Annotated in this window: 18 protein-coding genes, 1 pseudogene and 1 riboswitch; of the genes and pseudogenes, 13 read left to right on the forward strand and 6 right to left on the reverse strand. The window is 58.8% G+C overall.

Translation table 11 applies throughout. The features are described 5' to 3' along the window. Window positions 1-6: 6 nt before the first annotated feature. From FLT43_RS27855 to FLT43_RS27875, 6 genes are all read left to right on the forward strand, one after another. The gene (locus FLT43_RS27855) at window positions 7-1,731 is read left to right on the forward strand and encodes a long-chain-fatty-acid--CoA ligase (RefSeq protein ID WP_087441357.1); all 1,725 of its coding nucleotides are present in this window, start codon (window positions 7-9) and stop codon (window positions 1,729-1,731) included. 266 nt (window positions 1,732-1,997) lie between these two features. Continuing rightward, on the forward strand, window positions 1,998-2,171 hold the full coding sequence (locus FLT43_RS30355; protein WP_244194101.1) for a hypothetical protein: 174 nt from the start codon (window positions 1,998-2,000) through the stop codon (window positions 2,169-2,171). Beyond that, the gene (locus FLT43_RS27860; protein ID WP_244194100.1) at window positions 2,125-2,403 is read left to right on the forward strand and encodes a PaaI family thioesterase; all 279 of its coding nucleotides are present in this window, start codon (window positions 2,125-2,127) and stop codon (window positions 2,401-2,403) included. The genes FLT43_RS30355 and FLT43_RS27860 overlap by 47 nt, the downstream gene beginning before the upstream one ends. A gap of 76 nt (window positions 2,404-2,479) precedes the next feature. Next, window positions 2,480-3,022, forward strand: coding sequence for a cysteine hydrolase family protein (locus FLT43_RS27865; RefSeq protein ID WP_087441356.1), 543 nt, complete (start codon window positions 2,480-2,482; stop codon window positions 3,020-3,022). Window positions 3,023-3,079: 57 nt separating this feature from the next. Continuing rightward, complete coding sequence (locus FLT43_RS27870; protein WP_087441355.1) at window positions 3,080-4,579, forward strand: nicotinate phosphoribosyltransferase; 1,500 nt, start codon at window positions 3,080-3,082, stop codon at window positions 4,577-4,579. Window positions 4,580-5,020: 441 nt separating this feature from the next. Further along, window positions 5,021-5,875, forward strand: a complete 855-nt coding sequence (locus tag FLT43_RS27875; RefSeq protein ID WP_087441354.1) for an SMP-30/gluconolactonase/LRE family protein — start codon at window positions 5,021-5,023, stop codon at window positions 5,873-5,875. Window positions 5,876-6,563: 688 nt separating this feature from the next. On the opposite strand, the gene FLT43_RS27880 is transcribed toward FLT43_RS27875, so the two are convergent. The 3 genes from FLT43_RS27880 to FLT43_RS27890 all read right to left on the reverse strand — a co-directional run bounded on the left by FLT43_RS27880 (window position 6,564) and on the right by FLT43_RS27890 (window position 8,854). After that, window positions 6,564-7,244, reverse strand: a complete 681-nt coding sequence (locus tag FLT43_RS27880; protein WP_087441353.1) for a GNAT family acetyltransferase — start codon at window positions 7,242-7,244, stop codon at window positions 6,564-6,566. Between the two features lie 77 nt (window positions 7,245-7,321). Continuing rightward, the gene (locus FLT43_RS27885) at window positions 7,322-7,984 is read right to left on the reverse strand and encodes a GNAT family N-acetyltransferase (protein WP_087441352.1); all 663 of its coding nucleotides are present in this window, start codon (window positions 7,982-7,984) and stop codon (window positions 7,322-7,324) included. Window positions 7,985-7,999: 15 nt separating this feature from the next. Beyond that, window positions 8,000-8,854: a carbon-nitrogen hydrolase family protein gene (locus FLT43_RS27890; RefSeq protein WP_087441351.1), complete on the reverse strand. Its 855-nt coding sequence runs from the start codon at window positions 8,852-8,854 to the stop codon at window positions 8,000-8,002. A 232-nt stretch (window positions 8,855-9,086) separates the two neighbouring features. Here FLT43_RS27890 and FLT43_RS27895 point away from each other — a divergent pair, with 232 nt between their 5' ends. After that, window positions 9,087-10,112, forward strand: coding sequence for a P1 family peptidase (locus FLT43_RS27895; protein ID WP_087441350.1), 1,026 nt, complete (start codon window positions 9,087-9,089; stop codon window positions 10,110-10,112). Window positions 10,113-10,153: 41 nt separating this feature from the next. Here FLT43_RS27895 and FLT43_RS27900 read toward each other — a convergent pair whose 3' ends face one another. Next, window positions 10,154-11,107, reverse strand: a complete 954-nt coding sequence (locus tag FLT43_RS27900; RefSeq protein ID WP_087441349.1) for an L-lactate dehydrogenase — start codon at window positions 11,105-11,107, stop codon at window positions 10,154-10,156. Between the two features lie 205 nt (window positions 11,108-11,312). Here FLT43_RS27900 and FLT43_RS27905 point away from each other — a divergent pair, with 205 nt between their 5' ends. From FLT43_RS27905 to metE, 5 genes are all read left to right on the forward strand, one after another. Next, window positions 11,313-11,693 (forward strand): metal-sensitive transcriptional regulator, encoded by a 381-nt coding sequence (locus tag FLT43_RS27905; RefSeq protein ID WP_087441348.1) that lies wholly within the window; start codon window positions 11,313-11,315, stop codon window positions 11,691-11,693. A gap of 66 nt (window positions 11,694-11,759) precedes the next feature. Then, complete coding sequence (locus tag FLT43_RS27910; RefSeq protein WP_087441347.1) at window positions 11,760-11,963, forward strand: cation transporter; 204 nt, start codon at window positions 11,760-11,762, stop codon at window positions 11,961-11,963. Window positions 11,964-12,085: 122 nt separating this feature from the next. Further along, window positions 12,086-14,488 carry a heavy metal translocating P-type ATPase gene (locus FLT43_RS27915; RefSeq protein WP_087441346.1) on the forward strand — a complete coding sequence of 801 codons (2,403 nt, stop codon included), beginning with the start codon at window positions 12,086-12,088 and terminating at the stop codon, window positions 14,486-14,488. A 77-nt stretch (window positions 14,489-14,565) separates the two neighbouring features. Further along, entirely contained in the window at window positions 14,566-14,856 is a 291-nt protein-coding gene (locus FLT43_RS27920; RefSeq protein ID WP_087441345.1) for a HesB/YadR/YfhF family protein, read from the forward strand. A 294-nt stretch (window positions 14,857-15,150) separates the two neighbouring features. Further along, window positions 15,151-15,339: riboswitch (cobalamin riboswitch) on the forward strand. 316 nt (window positions 15,340-15,655) lie between these two features. After that, complete coding sequence (gene metE, locus FLT43_RS27925; RefSeq protein WP_087441344.1) at window positions 15,656-17,974, forward strand: 5-methyltetrahydropteroyltriglutamate--homocysteine S-methyltransferase; 2,319 nt, start codon at window positions 15,656-15,658, stop codon at window positions 17,972-17,974. Window positions 17,975-18,153: 179 nt separating this feature from the next. Here metE and FLT43_RS27930 read toward each other — a convergent pair. Beyond that, window positions 18,154-18,501: pseudogene (locus FLT43_RS27930) on the reverse strand (SDR family oxidoreductase); the annotation flags it as partial. Next, a complete protein-coding gene (locus tag FLT43_RS30955; protein ID WP_164776110.1) occupies window positions 18,471-18,638 on the reverse strand; it encodes a hypothetical protein in 168 nt (55 codons plus the stop codon). The gene FLT43_RS30955 and the pseudogene FLT43_RS27930, both read right to left, overlap by 31 nt. A 150-nt stretch (window positions 18,639-18,788) precedes the next feature. Here FLT43_RS30955 and FLT43_RS27935 point away from each other — a divergent pair, with 150 nt between their 5' ends. Beyond that, entirely contained in the window at window positions 18,789-19,262 is a 474-nt protein-coding gene (locus tag FLT43_RS27935) for a DUF3939 domain-containing protein (protein WP_373994921.1), read from the forward strand. Window positions 19,263-19,609: the final 347 nt, after the last annotated feature.

Raw genomic sequence — 19,609 nt, forward strand, 5'->3', positions numbered from 1 at the left:
GGTGTCATGCATGTCATAGAGAACGGCGAACGCCCCTGGCTTCGCCATTATCCTGAAGAAGTGGCACCGACTGCCGATTATCCGAAGCATAATGTGGCGCAATTCATGATTCAAGCGGCCGTTCAGTATCCGAACCGGACAGCCGTTCATTTTATGGGGGCGAACCTGACGTATCAGCAGCTGCTGGATGCAGCCTATCGCTTCGCGAACGGCCTGCACGCCCTCGGCATCAAATCCGGGGATCGAGTGGCGCTGATGCTCCCGAACTGCCCGCACATGGTCATCGCCTACTACGGGTCCCTGCTGGCCGGCGCCGTGGTCGTCATGACCAATCCGCTCTATATGGAGGGAGAACTGGTCCATCAGCTTAATGATGCCGGGGCGAAGGTTATCGTCACCCTCGATATGCTGCTGCCGCGTGTCATGAAGGTCAAGCGGAGCACCCCGCTGGCGTACATGATTTGCGGATCGCTGCGCGAATACTTGCCGTTCCCGCTGCGGCTCTTGTATCCGCTCAAGGCAAGGAAGGATGGTCATTCGCTTCATATCCCGAACCAGCCGGGCCTATTCCGCTTCAAATCATGGCTGAATAGCAATGCGCCCCAGCCGGTGCTCTGTCCCGTCGACGCGGAGATTGACATCGCAATGCTGCAATATACGGGCGGCACGACAGGCACGGCCAAAGGCGTCATGCTGACGCATTACAATCTCGTCGTCAACACGATTCAGACCGCAAATTGGTGCTACAAGGCGCGCAAGGGAGAGGAGAGCTTCCTGGCGGTACTGCCTTGCTTCCATGTGTTCGGGTTGACCGTGCTGCTCAACCAGGCGATGTATCTAGCCGGGGAGCTTGTCCTGCTGCCCCGATTCGATACGCTGCAGGTGTTGACCACGATACAGAAGAAGAAAATAACGGTTTTTCCCGGCGCGCCCACGATGTATATTGCCATCAACCACCATAAAGAGGTGCAGCGCTTCGACCTGTCCACCGTCCGGGTGTGCGTAAGCGGATCGGCGGCTTTGCCGCTGGAGGTACAGGAACGGTTCGAGGCCTTGACAGGCGGACGCTTGATCGAAGGCTACGGATTGACGGAAGCTTCGCCGGTGACGCATGCGAATCCGATCTGGGGGCTGCGTAAGACCGGGACGATCGGAATTCCGTTCCCGGATACGGACGCGAAGGTAGTCCACCCCGAGACGTTCGAGCCGCTTCCTCCCGGCGAGATTGGAGAGCTGGCGGTGAAGGGGCCGCAGGTAATGAAGGGCTACTGGAACCGGCCAGAGGATACGGCAGCCGTCCTGAAGGATGGATGGCTTTTGACCGGAGACATGGCTAAGATAGATGAAGACGGTTATTTCACGATCGTCGATCGGAAAAAAGATATGATTAACGCCAGCGGCTTCAAAGTATATCCGCGCGACGTCGAGGAAGTGTTGTTCGAGCATCCCGCCGTGAAAGAGGCTGTCGTCATCGGGGTGCCCGATCCGTACCGCGGGGAGACCGTGAAGGCGTTCATCGTCCGGGCGGAAGGGGCCGGGACGACGGCAGAGGAGCTGGAAGCGTGGTGCCGGGAGCGGCTTGCCGCCTACAAAGTTCCGCGGCTGTATGAGTTCCGCGCGGAGCTGCCGAAGACGATGGTCGGCAAAGTGCTGCGGCGCCGGCTGGCGGAAGACGAGAGGCAGCGGCAGGCCGGACAGACGGAACCGCCGGGATCCGGCCAGCGCGAATAGCGCGGCGTTCGGCAGGCGGGCCGGTTCACGGGGGGAGCCGGCCGCCGGCCCGTTCGGCGTACGCGGCCGGGCGGCGCTACCCGCATGATGGGGCTACATGCTGCATATGACAGGGCCGATTGCCGCATGATAGAGCCGCATGCTGCATGTCATGCTGCATATGAAAAGGCCGATTGCCGCATGTGCAGGGTACGGCTGGCGCAGGATGGCAGGACGATTGTTAAGCGAGAGGAGCAAGGCCGATAGGCGGAACGGGCGGGGCCGCGATGCGGCGCTGGGGGAAGCTGGAGGAACGGGCCAAGGCGACATTCTGGGGCTATCTGGGCTGCGAGCTGGTCAGCGTCGGGGAACGGGAGACGATCGTGCGGCTGCAGGCGGGAGCGCCATTTGAACATGATGGGAATCGTCAACGGCGGGGTGCTGGCCTCGCTTTTGGATAATACGATGGGCATTGCCGCCGCGGCGAACCGGCCTGATGATCAGATCGTCACGAGCAATTTTAACGTTCATTTCGTCCATCCGATGCGGGCAGGCCTGCTGGAAGTCCGGGCTCACGTTGTTCATTCCACCAACCGGATGATGACGGTATATGGGAGCGTAACCGGCGAAGCTGGCCGATTAGGAACGATTGGAACGGGTTCCTTCCGGGTCAATGGGGAATTGATGAGTTGAACATTTGACATCAATTTGTCATAATGACGTTAAGCTTATCATTACCCTTACTGGGCTGGAGAGGAGACGATTCGCGATGAAAGCGTTAGTCGTCATTGATTACACGCATGATTTTGTCATCGGCCGGCTTCCGTGCGGACAGCCGGCTATTGATATTGAACGCCGGATTGCGGAGCTGACCGAGCAATTCGCCGCCCGCGGCGAATTCGTGGCTATGGCCGTGGACGTTCACGACGAGCAGGACCCGTATCATCCGGAGACAGCGCTGTTCCCGCCGCATAATATCCGCGGGACGGAGGGCCGTGAGCTGTACGGCGCGCTGCGGGAGGTGCATGAACGCCATGCCTCTGCGATTTACTGGATGGACAAAACCCGGTACAGCTCCTTTTGCGGCACTGATCTCGACATGCGGCTGCGGGCGCGCGGGGTGAAGGAAGTCCACCTGGTTGGGGTTTGCACGGATATTTGCGTGCTGCATACGGCGATTGATGCGTATAATCTCGGTTATCGCATCGTCGTGCATGAGGATGCGGTCGCTTCATTCAATGCCGACGCGCATCGCTGGGCGCTGGAGCATGTCCGCAATACGCTGGGCGCTCAAGTCGTCAGCGGTTATTGAGGGAGCAGCGGCTTCGGCCGAGGTAAGGCAAAGGACGTCAGAAAGAAGGATGAATAAATGAATGCATCAATGGCATTGCATACCGACAAATATCAGATCAATATGATGTATGCGCATTGGAAGCATGGCACGCATAATCAGAAAACGGTGTTCGAAGCGTTTTTCCGCAAGCTGCCCTTCCATAACGGGTACGCCGTGTTTGCCGGCCTGGAGCGGATTATCGAGTATATGGAGCAGCTCCGCTTCACTGAGGAGGATATCGCGTATTTGCGCGAGCAGGAGGAAGAGTACGAGGAGGCGTTTCTGCAGGAGCTGAGCAACTTCCGCTTCACCGGCCACATCGATGCGGCGCGGGAAGGGACGCTCGTGTTCGCGAATGAACCGCTTATTCGTGTGGAAGGACGCATCTTCGAGACACAGCTGATTGAGACGGCACTACTTAATTTCATGAATTTCCAGACATTAATCGCGACGAAGGCGTCCCGGATCAAGTATGTGGCAGGCAATGACATTTTGATGGAATTCGGAACGAGACGGGCGCAGGAAGCGGATGCTGCCCTCTGGGGAGCGCGGGCCGCATACTTGGCGGGCTTCCATGCGACCTCCAACATGCTGGCAGGACGCCGCTTTGGGATTCCGACGAAGGGAACGCATGCGCATGCCTGGGTGCAGAGCTTCGAGAACGAGCAGGAGGCGTTCCAGGCATTCGCCGAGGCGCTTCCGAATCAAGTGACGCTGTTGGTAGACACCTATGATACGCTGCACAGCGGCATTCCGAACGCGATCGAGATCGGCAAGGAACTGGCGAACCGGGGCAAGAAGCTGCAGGCGATCCGCCTTGACAGCGGCGATTTGGCGTATCTGTCCATCGAAGCCCGCCGGATGCTGGATGAGGCCGGCTTGAACGAGGTTCAGATCGTCGCTTCCAACGATTTGGACGAGTACACGATCTCGGATCTGAAGCTGCAGGGCGCACGCATAGATATGTGGGGCGTCGGCACGCAGCTGATTACCGCCGCGGATCAGCCGTCTCTCGGCGGAGTGTACAAGCTGGTATCCCGCGAGGTCGAAGGAGTGATGCAGCCGACGATCAAAATCTCGGCCAATCCGGAAAAAGTGACGACGCCGGGCAAGAAGGACGTCTACCGCATCATCCATAAGAAAAAGAAAAAAGCAATCGCTGATTACATCTGCCTCACGGAAGAGGATGATATCGAGCGCCGCGCCAAAATTAAGCTGTTCGATCCGATTCATCCGTATCTGCATAAATATGTCGAGCATTACGATGCCGAGAAGCTGCTTCAACCGATATATCGGGACGGGAAGCTCGTGTATGAGCGCCCGCCGCTGGACGAAATTCGGCAATATCATTGCGAGCAGCTGCAGCTGTTCTGGCCGGAATACTTGCGCAAGACGAATCCGGAACGCTATCATGTCGACATCAGCACGAAGGCATGGCAGCTGAAGCATGATATGATCGAATCCTACGTGCAGGAGCAGGAGCAGCGGACACGCATTTTGCGGGAGAACGGGGACGACGGCGCCAACGGTCATTAATGTCTTACAGGAGGACGAAGCGGCAATAATAAGCCGATCGGAGCCTTAGCCGGACTCCTTGTATCATGAACGATTGCGGTACGCCTTGCAGTAGCCGCTTGCCGGATTGCGGTATGCTTTGTATGGCTTGCCAAATTCGGTTCGATTGGCCAATAAGGTGATGAAATTCACATGTAAAGACGGACGGCGAGTTACGGATGTCATGAATGGCATGAGAACCGATAGCGTGACAATCCTATAATTTTCGATAGCGTAACAATGTATCAGACTAGATTAACGTAACAACTTTGTGATAATCGATAGGGGAAAAGGTTTGGAGCATCGATAGCACAATGTCATGCAGCCAACAGAGGAACAAATCAGCGGACGGGATGTTCGATAGATGAGACGAGATAGTGCAGACAGCCGAACTTCTCTGGTCCGGACCGGGGAGAGAGGACGATGAGTGTGAAGGATCTGGGGCAAGGCCGCTGCAGCGAGCAGTTCACCCCGCCGCACGGATTTACGGGCGGCGTCGAGGGGCCGGCCTGCGATAAGGAAGGCAATCTGTATGCCGTAAATTACGAGCGGGAGGGCACGATCGGGAAGGTCACCCCGGAAGGGGTCAGCAGCGTCTTTGTGGAGCTCCCGGAAGGAAGCATTGCGAACGGGATCCGGTTCAATCGGGCCGGCGACATGTTCATGGCCGATTATACGCGGCACCGCATTTACCGCTATTCCTGGCATGAGCGGCGGCTGGACGTGCTGGCGGAGGAGCCGGCCATGAATCAGCCGAATGACATCGCGATCTCGTCGCGCGATGTTCTGTTCGCGAGCGATCCGAACTGGGCAGACGAGACCGGGCAGCTGTGGCGGATCAATCCAGACGGGAAGACGACGCGGCTTGAAGCGGGAATGGGGACGACGAACGGAATCGAGGTCAGTCCCGATGATCGTCTGCTGTATGTGAACGAGTCCGTGCAGCGCCGGATCTGGGTCTATGATCTGTCGGAGGACGGGAATGTCTCGAATAAGCGCTTATTCCATGAGTTCCCGGATTACGGTCTGGACGGCATGCGCTGCGATGTCGAGGGCTATCTGTACGTAACCCGGTTCGGCAAAGGAACCGTAGCCATCTTCTCACCGGCAGGGGGCCTGATCGAAGAGGTTCAACTGTTGGGCAAGGAGTGCACGAACCTGACATTCGGCGGCGAGGACGGGCGGACCGTCTATGTCACGATCAAGGACAGGGGCAATGTCGAACGCTTCGTTGCCGATCGTCCGGGCCGCTGCCGCAGGCTGTTCGGGCTTGTCTAGCAGCATCCGGCGCGGAGGCAACTCCGCCCCGTACCGTTGTACCGTTGAACCGTGCCTGGAGAACAGGCGGAAGATACGAATGTCTGCCAATCCATCATAAATGAGAAAGAGGCGCCACGGGTTGTGGCGCCTCTTTCAGACTGTCGACAGTCTGAAGGGCGGGGTCTGGGAAGGCAGGGCAGGTTAGGTTAGGGCAAGCTGGTCCACATGAAATTGCTGCACAGGAGCAGCATTTTTAGCCTCAAGAGGCTAAATTGCGAGAAAATCCTGCAAAATTACATCATTTCCCTATTTTGAACGCTATCTATGCCTTGCCGCGGAGTAATTGCTGTCTTTTTGCAGCAATCCTATTTTCGCATACTCGTGCCAATGAAATTGCTGCATTCTTGCAGTATTGGTGGAGCTGATGACTAGATGACGAATGACACCGTACACCGTATATAAGGCAGGTGCTGGAAGTCGATTATTTCTCGGGAAAGCGCAAATTACTCCAGCGTTCCCCATCTGCTGACCGGTATCGACGGGCTGGGGCAGGCGGAAGCGGTGAACCGGATCAGATGATGCCGGTTCATTCTCCCGCCATGGGGGGACGCAGCAGCGCTCTCGCAATGCCTCACAATGGGATTAATGGAACGCGGGCACGGCTGCACGCTGCACGGCTTCCGTTAATCTCAGCCTGCCGCCCGCCTTAGAGCGGACGAAGGGCAATCTGCTCGGTCCGCTTCAGCCCTTCCATCATATCGAGCCATGCCTGGGGCTTATTCGGCAGGACGGCGTAATACCACTGCAGGAACCCGGCCACGAGCGAGGCCGGAACGGAACTCATCCCGTCTTGCATCGGCATGAAGCAGAGGTCGAGCCCGCTGACAGCTTCCCCGTCATTCGACCAGGACGGATGAACGTAAGGGAAGTCGAGGCGCTCGTAGCCGAGATGGGACAGCACCTCGCGCCGGACGACCGGGTCCATCGGACGGATGCCGCCGAAGGAGAAGTCGCCGACCCGGTAGGGGTCGTAGATTTCGGCGAACATGCCGATGAGCGGCTTGCCTGCCGCTTCCGCCACGCTCAGCACATCCCGCTCGCGCTGCTTATAGAGGAAGCGGCCAATGCCGAGCCCCGGCTCGCCGATGATGGTGAAATCGGTCATCGCCACCTGGAGCGCTTCAACATAGCGGTATTCGGTCGCGCCGACGACGCGGCCGTCAAGCACGGCGACAAATACGCGGATATCGGGATCCTCCAGCGGCTCCCGCCACAGATCGAATTCCAGCACCTCTTCCTTCGGAAAAATTCGGCCCATCAAAGCATGCATATGGGCGAACAACGGATCTTCGATTGATTGGATACGGACATAGCGAAGCTGTGTCATGCAATTCAACACCTTTCCTCATTATCTCTCTGTATAGCAACTCATCACGAATGCGGGTTCACCAAGGCTGGCTGCCATCACAGGAAAGGATTGCGCCATTCCATCAGCAGACCGTAATTGGCCGACTGCTCATCTTCCAAATAATCGGGCACGACCGCAACAGGCGTGCGGCCGCAGCGGAGCAAAAAGCTGACGACCGGATCATGCCGACGGCCTTCCATGACCTCCTGCACATATTGCTCGGCCGTCATCTCATTCGCGACGGCGCCGTAGCCGGGCATGCGGGCTCCGCCCAGAAGGCGGTCCAGCCCGAGGTGGACGACCGTCGCGTACATCGCCTGCATCATCCATTGCCCGATTCCATACTTCCGGTATTCGGGGCGGACGCACAGATCGACGACATACAAGGTTCGCCCCGCCGGATCGTGGTGGCGGATATATCCGTTGTCCGTTGCCGCTTCCCAGGGAAGATGCTCGGCTTCGGCAGCAGGCGGAAGCACGAGGGCGGTCATCGAACCGACGACCTGCCCGTCCATCTCGGCGCAGAGCGCCCCCGCCGGAAAGCGGGACACATGCTCCCCGATCTGCTCGGGGTTCCACCACAGCTCTTCGGGGAAGGGCGGCGGGAACGAGGCGCGTTGAATGTCTATGAGCGCTTCCATATCGGATAGACGGTAATTGCGGATAGTCAGCCGCTTCGGCTTGCCTTTATGCAGCACATACATGGATTGGCGGAGCATCGTCGCTGCCCCCTTTTACCAATCCGGATAGAGATCCGTGCGGCGATCGCGCCAGGTCGTCACAGATCCGCGTTCTCTCACTTGCTGCAGCAAGGACAGATCCAGATCCGCGGTCACGATCATATCGTTATTAATCTCTCCTTCGACGAGAATGCCGCGCGGCGGGAACGGAATGTCGTTCGGGGCGATAACGGCCGCCTGGCCCAAATTAGCCCGCATGAAATCAACGGTCGGCAAGGAGCCGACGGTCCCGGTCGCGACGACGTAGACCTGATTCTCGATCGCCCGGGCATGGCAGCAGTAGCGGACCCGGTAGAAGCCTTGCCGGTCATCGGTGCACGACGGGCAGAAGATGACATCGGCCCCTTGGGCGCGCACCATGCGGACGATCTCGGGAAATTCAATATCATAGCAGGTAAGAATGGCGATGGTTCCCTTCTCCGTATGGAATACGCGCACTCCGTCCCCGGCGGCCATATTCCATTCCGTGACTTCGGTTGGCGTAATATGGAGCTTCGCCTGCTCTTCGACGGTGCCGTCGGGGCGGAACAGATGAGCCATATTGTACAGCTTGCCTTCCCGCTCGATGACGTGGGTGCCCCCGATCAGATACATGCCGTATTGCTTGGCCAAGCGGGTGAACAGCTCAAGATAGGCTTCGGTATAGCCGGGAAGCTCGTCGATCGTGAGCGCCTCGCGCTCATCGGTTCCAATCGACATGAGCTGGGTCGTGATGAATTCGGGAAAGAGCAGAAACTCCACCTCGAATTCCGCTGCTGTCCGGATATAGTGTTCTACCTGTCTCGCGAACGCATCGAAGGTTGGGATCGTATGCAGATGGTACTGGACGGCAGATACGCGCATTTTCATAGGAACACCTCCAACTTGGGAAAATTAAAGATCTCTCTCATTATGACCAGAACGGCTGTGGAGAGCAACTATTTCTTGCGGCCGGGCGTCTTGAGCCTGCTATCGTGGGCCGGAGCGGGATATAAGGATGACTGCAGAGCCGATCTCGTTCCACGAAAAAAAGGAGGAGGCGGCCGCCATCGCGAAGCTATAGTGACGATCATTTCAACAGGCGGAAGGGGACTTTTCATTCATGACATCACTAGACGGACATCATGAAGGGCAGCAGGCGCTGCCTTATCCCGGCAGTATTACGGATGTGCCGGGCATTCGGATCGGCCATGCGCAGGACGAGGCCGCACTGACAGGCTGCACGGCCATCATGGCGGAGGAGGGCGCGATATGCGGCGTCGATGTCCGGGGCTCCGCTCCCGGCACGCGCGAGACCGAGCTGCTTCAGCCTACCGCGATGGTTCCGCATGTTCATGCGATCTGCCTGAGCGGGGGCAGCGCGTTCGGACTGGAAGCCGCTCACGGCGTCATGCGGTATTTGCAGGAGCGCGGCATCGGGCTGGATGTCGGGGTAGGGAGGGTCCCTATCGTGCCGGGGGCGATACTGTTCGATCTCGCCATCGGCCGGCCCGATGTGACGCCGACGGCCGCCATGGGCTATGCCGCAGCGGCGTCTGCCTCCTCGTCTCCTCCGGCGCAAGGCAACGCGGGCGCTGGCATGGGAGCGACCGTCGGCAAGTATGCGGGGCCGGAACGGTCCATGAAGGGCGGCTTCGGCACCGCTTCCGTGAAGCTGCCGAGCGGGCTCGTCATCGGAGCGGCGGTCGCGGTGAACGCGGTGGGCGAGATCCGGCATCCGGGCCATCGCGGGACGGCGGCGGGAGCGCGAGGGGACGAGCCGGGCAGCTTCCTCGCGCCGCTTCGTTATCTGTCCGGGTTGGACAAGCCTTTCGCCGGAATGAAGCCAGGCACCAATACGACGATTGCGCTTGTCGCCTGCAACGCCAATCTGACGAAGACGGAGATGAACAAGGTGGCGGAGATGGCGCATAACGGGCTCGCGAGAACAATCTTCCCGGTCCACACCATGTTCGACGGCGATACGGTGTTCGCCATGACGACCGGGGGCGTGGACGCCTCGGCCGATCTGGCCGGGATGTGGGCCGCGGAGACGCTGGCCTACGCGATTATCAATGCGGTTACGGCTGCCGAATCCGCGGGAGGGGTTCCGGCGGCGCGCGATTGGACGGCACAGCCGCCCCAATAAAGCGCCAAAGCGCGCCGGACAGGATGCCGGCGCGCTCAGGCTCAGGACGGGAAGATGGATGCGATTGCTTCCTTCAACACGGAAGCGGAGTGATGGAGCTTCTGCTTCTCCTCCTCGGAGAGATGAAGCTCGTATATATCGCGGATGCCCTGGCGGTTGACGACCGCCGGAACGCCGAGATAGACATCCTCCAGCCCATATTCTCCGCTCAGCAGCGTCGAGACCGAGAGCACGGAATTCTCGTTCTTCAGGATGGCCTTCGTGAGGCGGGCCAACCCCATGGCGATGCCGTAGTAGGTGGCGCCTTTGCGCTCGATGATGTGGTAGGCCGCGTCGCGGACATTGATGAAGATGCGGTTCAACTCCTCATCGGTCGGCTGGCCATGCGTCTTGCGGTAATCGGCCAGCGGCTGGCCGCCGATGCTGACGTTGCTCCATACCGGAAGCTCCGTGTCGCCATGCTCGCCCATAATATAAGCGTGGACGTTGCGCGGGTCGACCTCCAGGCGCTCGCCGAGCAGATAGCGCAGCCGGGCGGTGTCCAGAATCGTGCCGGACCCGATCACGCGGTTCGCCGGCAGGCCGGAATATTTCCAGGTCGCATACGTAAGCACATCGACCGGATTCGTCGCGACAAGGAACAGGCCATTGAAGCCGCTCTCCATGACCTGCTGCACGATCGATTGGAAGATTCTCGCGTTTTTACCGATCAGATCGAGTCTTGTCTCTCCGGGAGCCTGATTGGCCCCTGCGGTGATGACGACCAGGTCTGCGTCCTTGCAGTCGCTGTAATCGCCGGCCCAAATGCGCATATTGGACGCAAACGGCAGCCCATGATTCAAATCCATGGCGTCTCCTTCGGCCTTCGGCCGGTTGGCGTCGATGATAACCAGCTCGGCGGCCAGCCCTTGGTTGAACAGGGCAAAGGCGTAGCTCGAACCGACGAAGCCGGATCCGATAAGCGCTACGCGTGTAACTTTCGTGAATTCACTCATGCTGATGGTGCCTCCTTATGTACGTGTGTACGTATGTAAATTCAAGCATATACAGGGCCGCGTGCAACGTATCGGCAGTCATGCTGATACTTTAAATTGTAAACAATTTGCGGGTAACAATTCAAATTCAAATGAAAATCATGAAAAATAGGTATTGCATAGGGTAGGGGGGTATGCTATGATGAGTCCAAGAGGTGGTGATAAGATGAGTTCCCGGGAAGACGCGCTTATCAGCAACGATGAATCAGTCAACGGCATAGAGGCGGGGGCTGGCGAGACGGCCTGCCATCGCCCTGAGGCAACTGGCGAACGGAAGAGCCATCATTCGGCCGAGATGAAGAAGAAGCTGATTCACCGTCTGAACCGCATCGAAGGGCAAGTGCGCGGCGTCAAGTCGATGATCGATAAGGATACGTATTGCGATGAGGTGCTGCATCAGATCGCGTCGATCCAATCGGCGTTATATTCCGTTGGACGGCTCCTGCTCGAAGGCCATATGAAGAGCTGCGTTATTGAACGGCTTCAAGATGGCGATGATGAAGTCATTGATGAGCTGCTCGTTACGATACACAAATTATTGAAATAGCAGGGCGTGTTCACAAAGGTCGGACCTTTTGCACAACCTCTAATCCATCCTGAGGAGGAATTAACAATGACTGAAGTAACTTGGAAGGTAGAAGGCATGACATGCGGACACTGCAAGCAGGCGGTCGAGAAGGCGGTTCAGGAGGCCGGCGGCGAGGCGCAGGTCGATCTCGGCTCCAAGCAGGTGAAGATTATGTACGAAGCGGCGAAGGTTCAGCCGGAGAAGATTCGGGAAGCGATCGAGGATCAAGGCTACGACGTCGTTTCTTAAGCGGCGGAAGCGGATGTGGCCGCTAGCATCCATCCATTATAGAGGAACTCCTTGCGGGGAGTTTTCTTTTTCGCTTGGAATATAGGGTGCAGGGGTATACTGAATAAAAGGAGTGACACAGAATGGCATCCAAGCAGCAGACCGTCAAAATCGAAGGCATGACCTGCGCTGCTTGCGCGACCCGGATCGAAAAGGGATTGAGCCGGATGGACGGCGTCGTGAAGGCGAACGTGAATTTGGCGGCAGAGCAAGCGACGGTGGAATATGACGAAGGACAGCTCTCGCTTCAGCAGGTCACGGATAAGATTGAGAAGCTGGGCTACAAGGTTCCGGCGGAGACGCTTGATGTGGACATCGAAGGGATGACGTGTGCGGCGTGCGCGACCCGGATTGAGAAAGGGTTGAAGCGTCTGCCGGGGGTCGACTCCGCCAATGTCAATCTGGCCGCCGAATCGGCCCGCATTACCTTTACCGGCTTGCGTCCGGAAGATATATTGCAGAAGATCGAACAGCTCGGCTATAAGGGCAAGGTGAAGACGGGGGAAGCGGGAGCGGAGGGGGCGCCGAACCGGACCGCGTTGCGGCTGCGCAACTCGTTCATCATCTCCGCTATCTTGTCGGTGCCGCTGCTCTGGTCGATGGTAGGACACTTCTCGTTCACCTCGTGGATCTGGGTGCCGGAATGGTTCATGAATCCATGGGTGCAGATGATATTGGCCGCGCCCGTTCAGTTCATTATCGGCGCCCGCTTCTACAGCGGGGCGTACAAGGCGCTGCGCAACGGCAGCGCAAATATGGACGTGCTCGTCGCGCTCGGAACGTCAGCCGCCTATTTCTATAGCGTCTATCTCGTATGGGAATGGATACGGGGGGGAACCCATCATCCGGATATGTACTTCGAGACGAGTGCGGTGCTGATTACCCTTATCCTGCTCGGGAAATGGTTCGAAGCGGCGGCCAAGGGCCGTTCTTCGCAAGCGATACGCGCCTTGATCGGCCTGCGGGCGAAGACGGCCACCGTCATCCGCGACGGCATCGAGCAGGAAGTGCCGGTGGATGATGTGCAGGTCGGCGACCGCGTCATCGTGCGGCCCGGTTCGAAGATACCGGTCGACGGCATCGTGCTTGACGGCACATCGACGATCGACGAATCGATGCTGACCGGCGAGAGCGTTCCGGTCGAGAAGGAGCCGGGCGACCGCGTGTACGGCGCGACGGTGAACGCGCAGGGCGCCTTCACGATGGAGGCGACGCAGGTCGGCGCCGAGACCGCGCTGGCGCAAATTATCCGCATCGTCGAGGAAGCGCAAGGCTCGAAAGCCCCGATACAGCGCATTGCCGACAAAATATCCGGCGTCTTCGTGCCGATCGTCGTCGGTATCGCCGTTGTCGTCTTCGGTCTGTGGTACTTCGCGATTGCGCCCGGCAACTTCGGGGAAGCGCTGGAGAAGCTGATCGCCGTGCTCGTGATCGCCTGCCCTTGTGCGCTCGGCCTGGCTACACCGACCTCGATTATGGCGGGGACGGGGCGTGCCGCGGAATACGGCATTCTGTTCCGCGGGGGCGAGCAGTTGGAAGGAGCGTACCGGGTGCAGACCGTCGTGCTTGACAAGACGGGCACCGTAACCGAAGGCGAGCCTTCCCTGACTGACTTCATCGCGAATGTTCCGGAACGCGAGCAAGAGCTGGCGCTCTTGGTGGCTGCCGCCGAGCGGCGATCGGAGCATCCGCTCGCCCAGGCGATCGTGAAGGGCCTCGACGCCAAGGGCTTGCGGGCGCTTACGCCGGAATCGTTCCAGGCGGAGCCCGGCTTCGGCATTATAGCCCGGGTTGATGGGCATGATATCGTTATCGGCACGCGGAACCTGCTGCGGAAGCAGGGCATTGATGCAGAGGAAGCCGAAGCGGAGCTGCAGCGGCTGGAGATCGAGGGCAAGACGGCGATGCTTGTCGCGGTTGACGGGCGCTGGGAAGGCATCGTGGCCGTAGCGGATCAGGTGAAGGCATCCTCGAAGGCAGCGATCAGCCGCCTGCACGGCATGGGCATCCGCGTCGTCATGATGACGGGTGACAATGAGCGAACGGCGCGAGCCATCGCCGGCCAGGTCGGGCTGGACGACGTGTTCGCCGAGGTCCTTCCCGAACAGAAGGCGCAGCATGTCCGCGAGCTGCAGCAGAACGGCACCGTCGTCGCGATGGTGGGCGACGGCATCAATGATGCGCCGGCGCTCGCGGCGGCGGATATCGGGTTCGCGATCGGAACCGGAACGGACGTGGCGATGGAGACGGCCGGCGTCACGCTGATGCGCGGAGACTTGAACGGCATCGCCGACGCGATGGAGATGAGCCGGCGGACGATGCGGAACATCAAGCAGAATCTGTTCTGGGCGCTCGTCTACAACAGTCTGGGCATCCCGGTGGCGGCAGCCGGCCTGCTGGCTCCTTGGCTTGCGGGCGCGGCGATGGCCTTCAGCTCCGTATCGGTCGTGCTCAATGCGCTGCGGCTGCAGCGTGTCAAATTGTAACCGGAAAGTCAAGGTTTTCAAGGCCGTGCCCGCATGGTATGATCGGATTACGGTCATAAGGTTAAGGGGGAACGAGCATGCACTTACGGGTGACAGCGGAAGCGAGTCAACGCTTTCAATCAGATTGGGGCTATACAGCAGGGGATACCGTGCGCATCTTCGTCCGATATAGCGGATTCAGTGCATCCGGGCCCTATTCCTTCGGCATAATGAAGGATCAGCCGCAGCATCCGGCGGTGTCGGAGACGGTAGACGGAATTACCTTTTTCATGGAGGAAAACGATCTGTGGTTCCTGGACAACCGCGAGCTGGTGCTGGATGCGAATGGCGAGGACATCGTCATCGTCCATGACGGTATGGCGATCTGACGGACGCGTTACAGGAGAGACTGTCCTCCGTCGCGATGATGGATAAGAATAGAAGCATTGCAGATGGAAGCAAGACTGCCGGGATCATTCCTGGCAGTCTTTTTTCGTTGTCCGCCCCTGCTATCATCTGTGGCCTGACGAAAGCAATCTCGTCCTGATTTTTCTGTACCGGTTGACAAGGATACGCTATGTCCCGTGAAATGAAATGAGGCAAAAAGAACTTGTCATTCCGCGCGCTTGCGTATATAATCATTCTCAATCGGACGAACGCCTCTGCTGAGGCACAGTCCGGATCAACAACATAGGGGAACAGGTGCTTTGCGTAACGGCAAAGCTTAATAGGGAAGCCGGTTCGAAGCCGGCGCGGTCCCGCCACTGTGACAGACGAGGCGCGGCTTATGAAGCCACTGGTCGATTGACCGGGAAGGCTGCCGCCACCGATGACGCTGAAGCCAGGAGACCTGCCTGTTCTGACAGCACTGTTTGTACCTACGGGAGATAGGGAAGTGTTCGTAGACTGGATAGCTCGGTTCGCATGCATGTGCACGGTCGGGTCTTATTCAATGCTCCGTTACGGACGTTTACGGGACATCTCTGTGCCTAGGGCTGGGATGTCCTTTTTTGCGTATGGTGATAGCGGCTCTATGCGTTCAGGGCGGGAAGCAGCCTGTCCCGAAGGAGCATGAAGACCCGCGGCAGGGTGTATTGCGATTTAATTCCTTGTTAACGGATAAGAATTATTGAATTTATTTTCCCTGTACTCCCGCTAGGAAGTTCCGATAAGGAGAGGAGACGCGACATGGCAAAAGGGCAAGTGATGACGAGTGTATCCGGGTATCCGCGCATCGGATACGACCGGGAATGGAAGAAGGCGTTGGAGCAGTATTGGGCAGGCAAGCTGACGTTAAGCGAGCTGGAGGCGGAGATGGAGCGGATCGAGCTGCTTCGCCTGGCGAAGCTGAAGGAGGAAGGCATCGATTTCATTCCTGTCAATGATTTCTCCTGGTATGATCATGTTCTCGATATGACGGCCATGTTCGGGCTGATCCCGGAACGGTTCGGCTACGAGGGCGGTCCGATTACCGCGGATCTGATGTTCGCGCTCGCGCGCGGCACGGAGACGGCGGTCGCCTGCGAGATGACCAAATGGTTCAATACAAACTACCACTATATCGTTCCGGAATGGGAAGGGAAGCCACCGGTGCTGACCGAGAATCGGCCGCTAGCCTCGTACCGGAGAGCGAAGGAGAAGCTGGGCATCGAAGGGAAGCCGGTGCTGGTCGGCCCGTACACCTATGTCCGCTTCATCAAGGGCATCCCGCAAGGCGAACGCCGGCAGGTGCTTGATCAGTTCGCTGATGTGTACGGCCGGATCTTGCATGAACTGGAGGCGGAAGGGGTCTCCTGCGTGCAGCTCGATGAGCCGGCCTTCGTGAAGCCGATGACGGCGGACGATTGGCAGGCGGCTCAAGCCGTATACGAGCGGCTTCGCCTAGCGGCGCCGGGCTTGACCATCTGGGTGCAGACGTATTTCGATTCGGTCTCGGGACTCGATTCGTTCCTGCAGCTCCCGGTGGATGTCTACGGCCTCGACTTCGTCCACGGGGAGGAGCGGAACGAAGCGGCGCTTCGCCAGACCGGCATTCCGTCCGGGAAGCGCGTCGCCTTCGGCATCATTGACGGGCGCAATATTTGGCGGGCCGACTTGCTTGCGGCGGCAACCTGGCTGGAGTCGATCGAGCCGATCGTGCCGCGGTCGCACTGGATCGTGCAGCCGTCCTGCAGTCTGCTGCATGTGCCGCTGACGGCGGAGCGGGAGGAAGCGCTGCCGGGGTATGTCCGCGGAGCGCTTGCATTCGCGGACGAGAAGGTGGCCGAGACGGTGCGGCTGGCCGCCCATCTGTCCGAGCCGACGGCGGAGAGCGCGGCACTGCTGGAAGCGAGCGCGGCTGACGTTCTCGCCTGGCGCGAGGAGCCGGCGCGGAAGCGTCCGCATGTCGTCGAGGCGGTAGAGCGCCTGATCCGGGATGCGGAGGCCGATGGCGGCCGCCGCGCGCCGTATGAGCAGCGGCGCGCAGCGCAGCGCCGCCGTTGGCCGGAGCTGCCGCTGTTGCCGACGACGACAATCGGCAGTCTTCCGCAGACGGCGGAGATTCGCAAGGCGCGGCTCCGCTTCCGTAAGGGCGAATGGAGCGCCGGGGCGTATGAGTCCTTCCTGCGCCAGGAAATCGAGCGTTGGGTGCGGATTCAGGAAGAGATCGGCATCGATGTGCTCGTGCACGGTGAATTCGAGCGTACGGACATGGTCGAATATTTCGGGGAGAAGCTGGACGGCTTCGTCTTTACGAAGTTCGGGTGGGTGCAGTCATATGGCTCCCGCTGCGTCAAGCCGCCGATTCTGTACGGCGATGTGGCTTTCCGCGAAGCGATGACCGTAGCGGAGACGGCGTATGCCCAATCATTGACGAAGCGGCCTGTGAAGGGAATGCTGACCGGACCGGTCACGATTCTCAATTGGTCCTTCGTGCGCGACGATGTTCCGCGCGAGCAGTGCGCTTATCAGCTTGCTTACGCGCTGCGCCAGGAGATTCAGGAGCTGGAGCAGGCGGGAATCGGCATGATCCAGGTCGATGAGCCGGCCGTGAAGGAAGGGATGCCCCTGAAGGCCGAGGATGCGGCGCGTTACCGGGAATGGGCGGTGCTCGCGTTCCTGCTGGCGACGAATGGGGCCGTGCCGGAGACGCAGATTCATACGCATATGTGCTACTGCGATTTCTCCGATATGGTGGAGACGATTCGCCGCATGGATGCGGATGTCATCTCGCTGGAGACAGCGCGCAGCGGCGGAGACATGGTTGATACGCTAAGGAAGGAGCGGTATGAGCTCGGCATCGGCTTGGGCGTCTATGATATTCACAGTCCGCGCGTCCCATCCGTAGGGGAGATCGAGCGCTTCATCGAGACCGCGCTGACGGTGCTGCCGGCCGAGTCGTTCTGGATTAACCCGGATTGCGGGCTTAAGACGCGCAATGAGCCAGAGACCGTAGCCGCGCTCAAGCATATGGTGGAAGCGACGGTGTCGGTGCGCCAAGCCCGTTCCGCGGCAGCGAAGCGGTAAGCCGGCGTGACGCGAGCGCGGGCGAGGCAGGCTCGGCTTACGGTGCCATGAAGCCGCGATGAGGATAGCCTAGCCTTGCCCGCATGGCTGCATCTCTCGCCATCGCGCCTCCCGTCATTGTGCTTCCCGTCACCGCGCTTCCGCCTTCGCGGATGCGCGGCGGCTGGGCGGCCTGCTGCCTACAGGAGCGACTCCGCTCCGTCAATGATGTTCTGGGCGCCGGTAATGTGGCTGGAGGCATCCGATACGAGGAACGCCACCAGATCGGCGACCTGCTCGGGCTTGCTGGGCCCATGTTCAAGCGGCTGGCAGCCTTGGGGATACTCGACCGGGATCGTGATGCGGTCTACGGACGGTCTTCGGTCCGTATTTTCAATGATATGGGTCTCGATGGCCCCGGGGCAGATGACATTCACGCGAATCCGATAGCGGGCCAGTTCTAGCGCCGCCATTTTGGCGAAGGCGATGTGGCCCGCTTTGGATGTGCTGTAGGCGCTCATTCCAAATCCGGAAAACTTGCGGCTTCCTTGATCGCGCTCTCGACGCGGGAAGCATCCTTCAGGTCGACATCGTACGTGATCGCCCGCCCTGGATAGAGGGCGTTCATCTGCTGTTCCGCCTCATAGGTCCGATCATCCTTCCGCTCGAGCAACGCGACGGTCATGCCCGCTTTCGCTTTTGCTACCTATTACCTCTGTAAATAGGTCCGAAAACAGAGGAAAGCAAAGGCATTCCATGTTATAATGGAACTGTAAGCGAATACATTATACTTGTTTCCTGAACACGATACAGGAACGGGAGAAAGGTGGGTTCGATGATGCGGTGGTTCAAGCGACGCAAGCCTTCTGCCCCCCGGCAAGAAGCGGTTCATGTTACGTTGGACGAGGTGAAGCGGGCGGTGCTCCAGTATGAGCAGGATATGCAGGAGCAAATACCCCGGACCACGCTGCTCCGTCCCGACCAAAGCATTGATTTGTCCCGATTGAAGCGTTACCTCGGCGGAATTTCGGATCAGCGCTTTTATATGTCCCGTATGACTTATGAGATTTTTGAGGAACAAGACATGCATATTCCGCTGTCCCTTGACGTTGTACAGGCGGCAGTTGACGATTATTTGGACCATCACGATGATTTGCCGGTCATTCCGGGAACCCGGAACCGCCAAGTTCATTACGACAAGCTGATCGAACGGCATTATTTAAAAGAGAAGCCGTCGATTCCGCTCTATTTGACGACAGAGCAGTTCATGCTGACCCATGAGCCCGACTGGACGGGGCGGCTGCACTAACCTGTGCGCAAGGCAGCAGCGCGAAGATAACAGGCACCGCGTCGCCTGCTGCCGTGGATATAGGCACGATGGGGATGCACAAGACCGGAGTTCCCGCAACGGGAGCTTCGGTTTTTTCATGGAGAAATGGCGGCTTGTTACATGATTCGGTCAGGCCGGATGGATTCGAACGAATGGAGTGAAAATGGATGCGGACCGCGGAAATGATGGGAACGGACCGAGGAGTATTCTAAATCTTTATGCAAGGCCAAGGCGACCCGTTGTGCATTCCGCATTTATATTGCGAATTTGATGAGCAGGGCTATTATTTCGAAGACCGGTTCGTGGATGAGTTTCGCGTTGTTATC

The organism is Paenibacillus thiaminolyticus (assembly GCF_007066085.1).
Classification (GTDB): domain Bacteria; phylum Bacillota; class Bacilli; order Paenibacillales; family Paenibacillaceae; genus Paenibacillus_B; species Paenibacillus_B thiaminolyticus.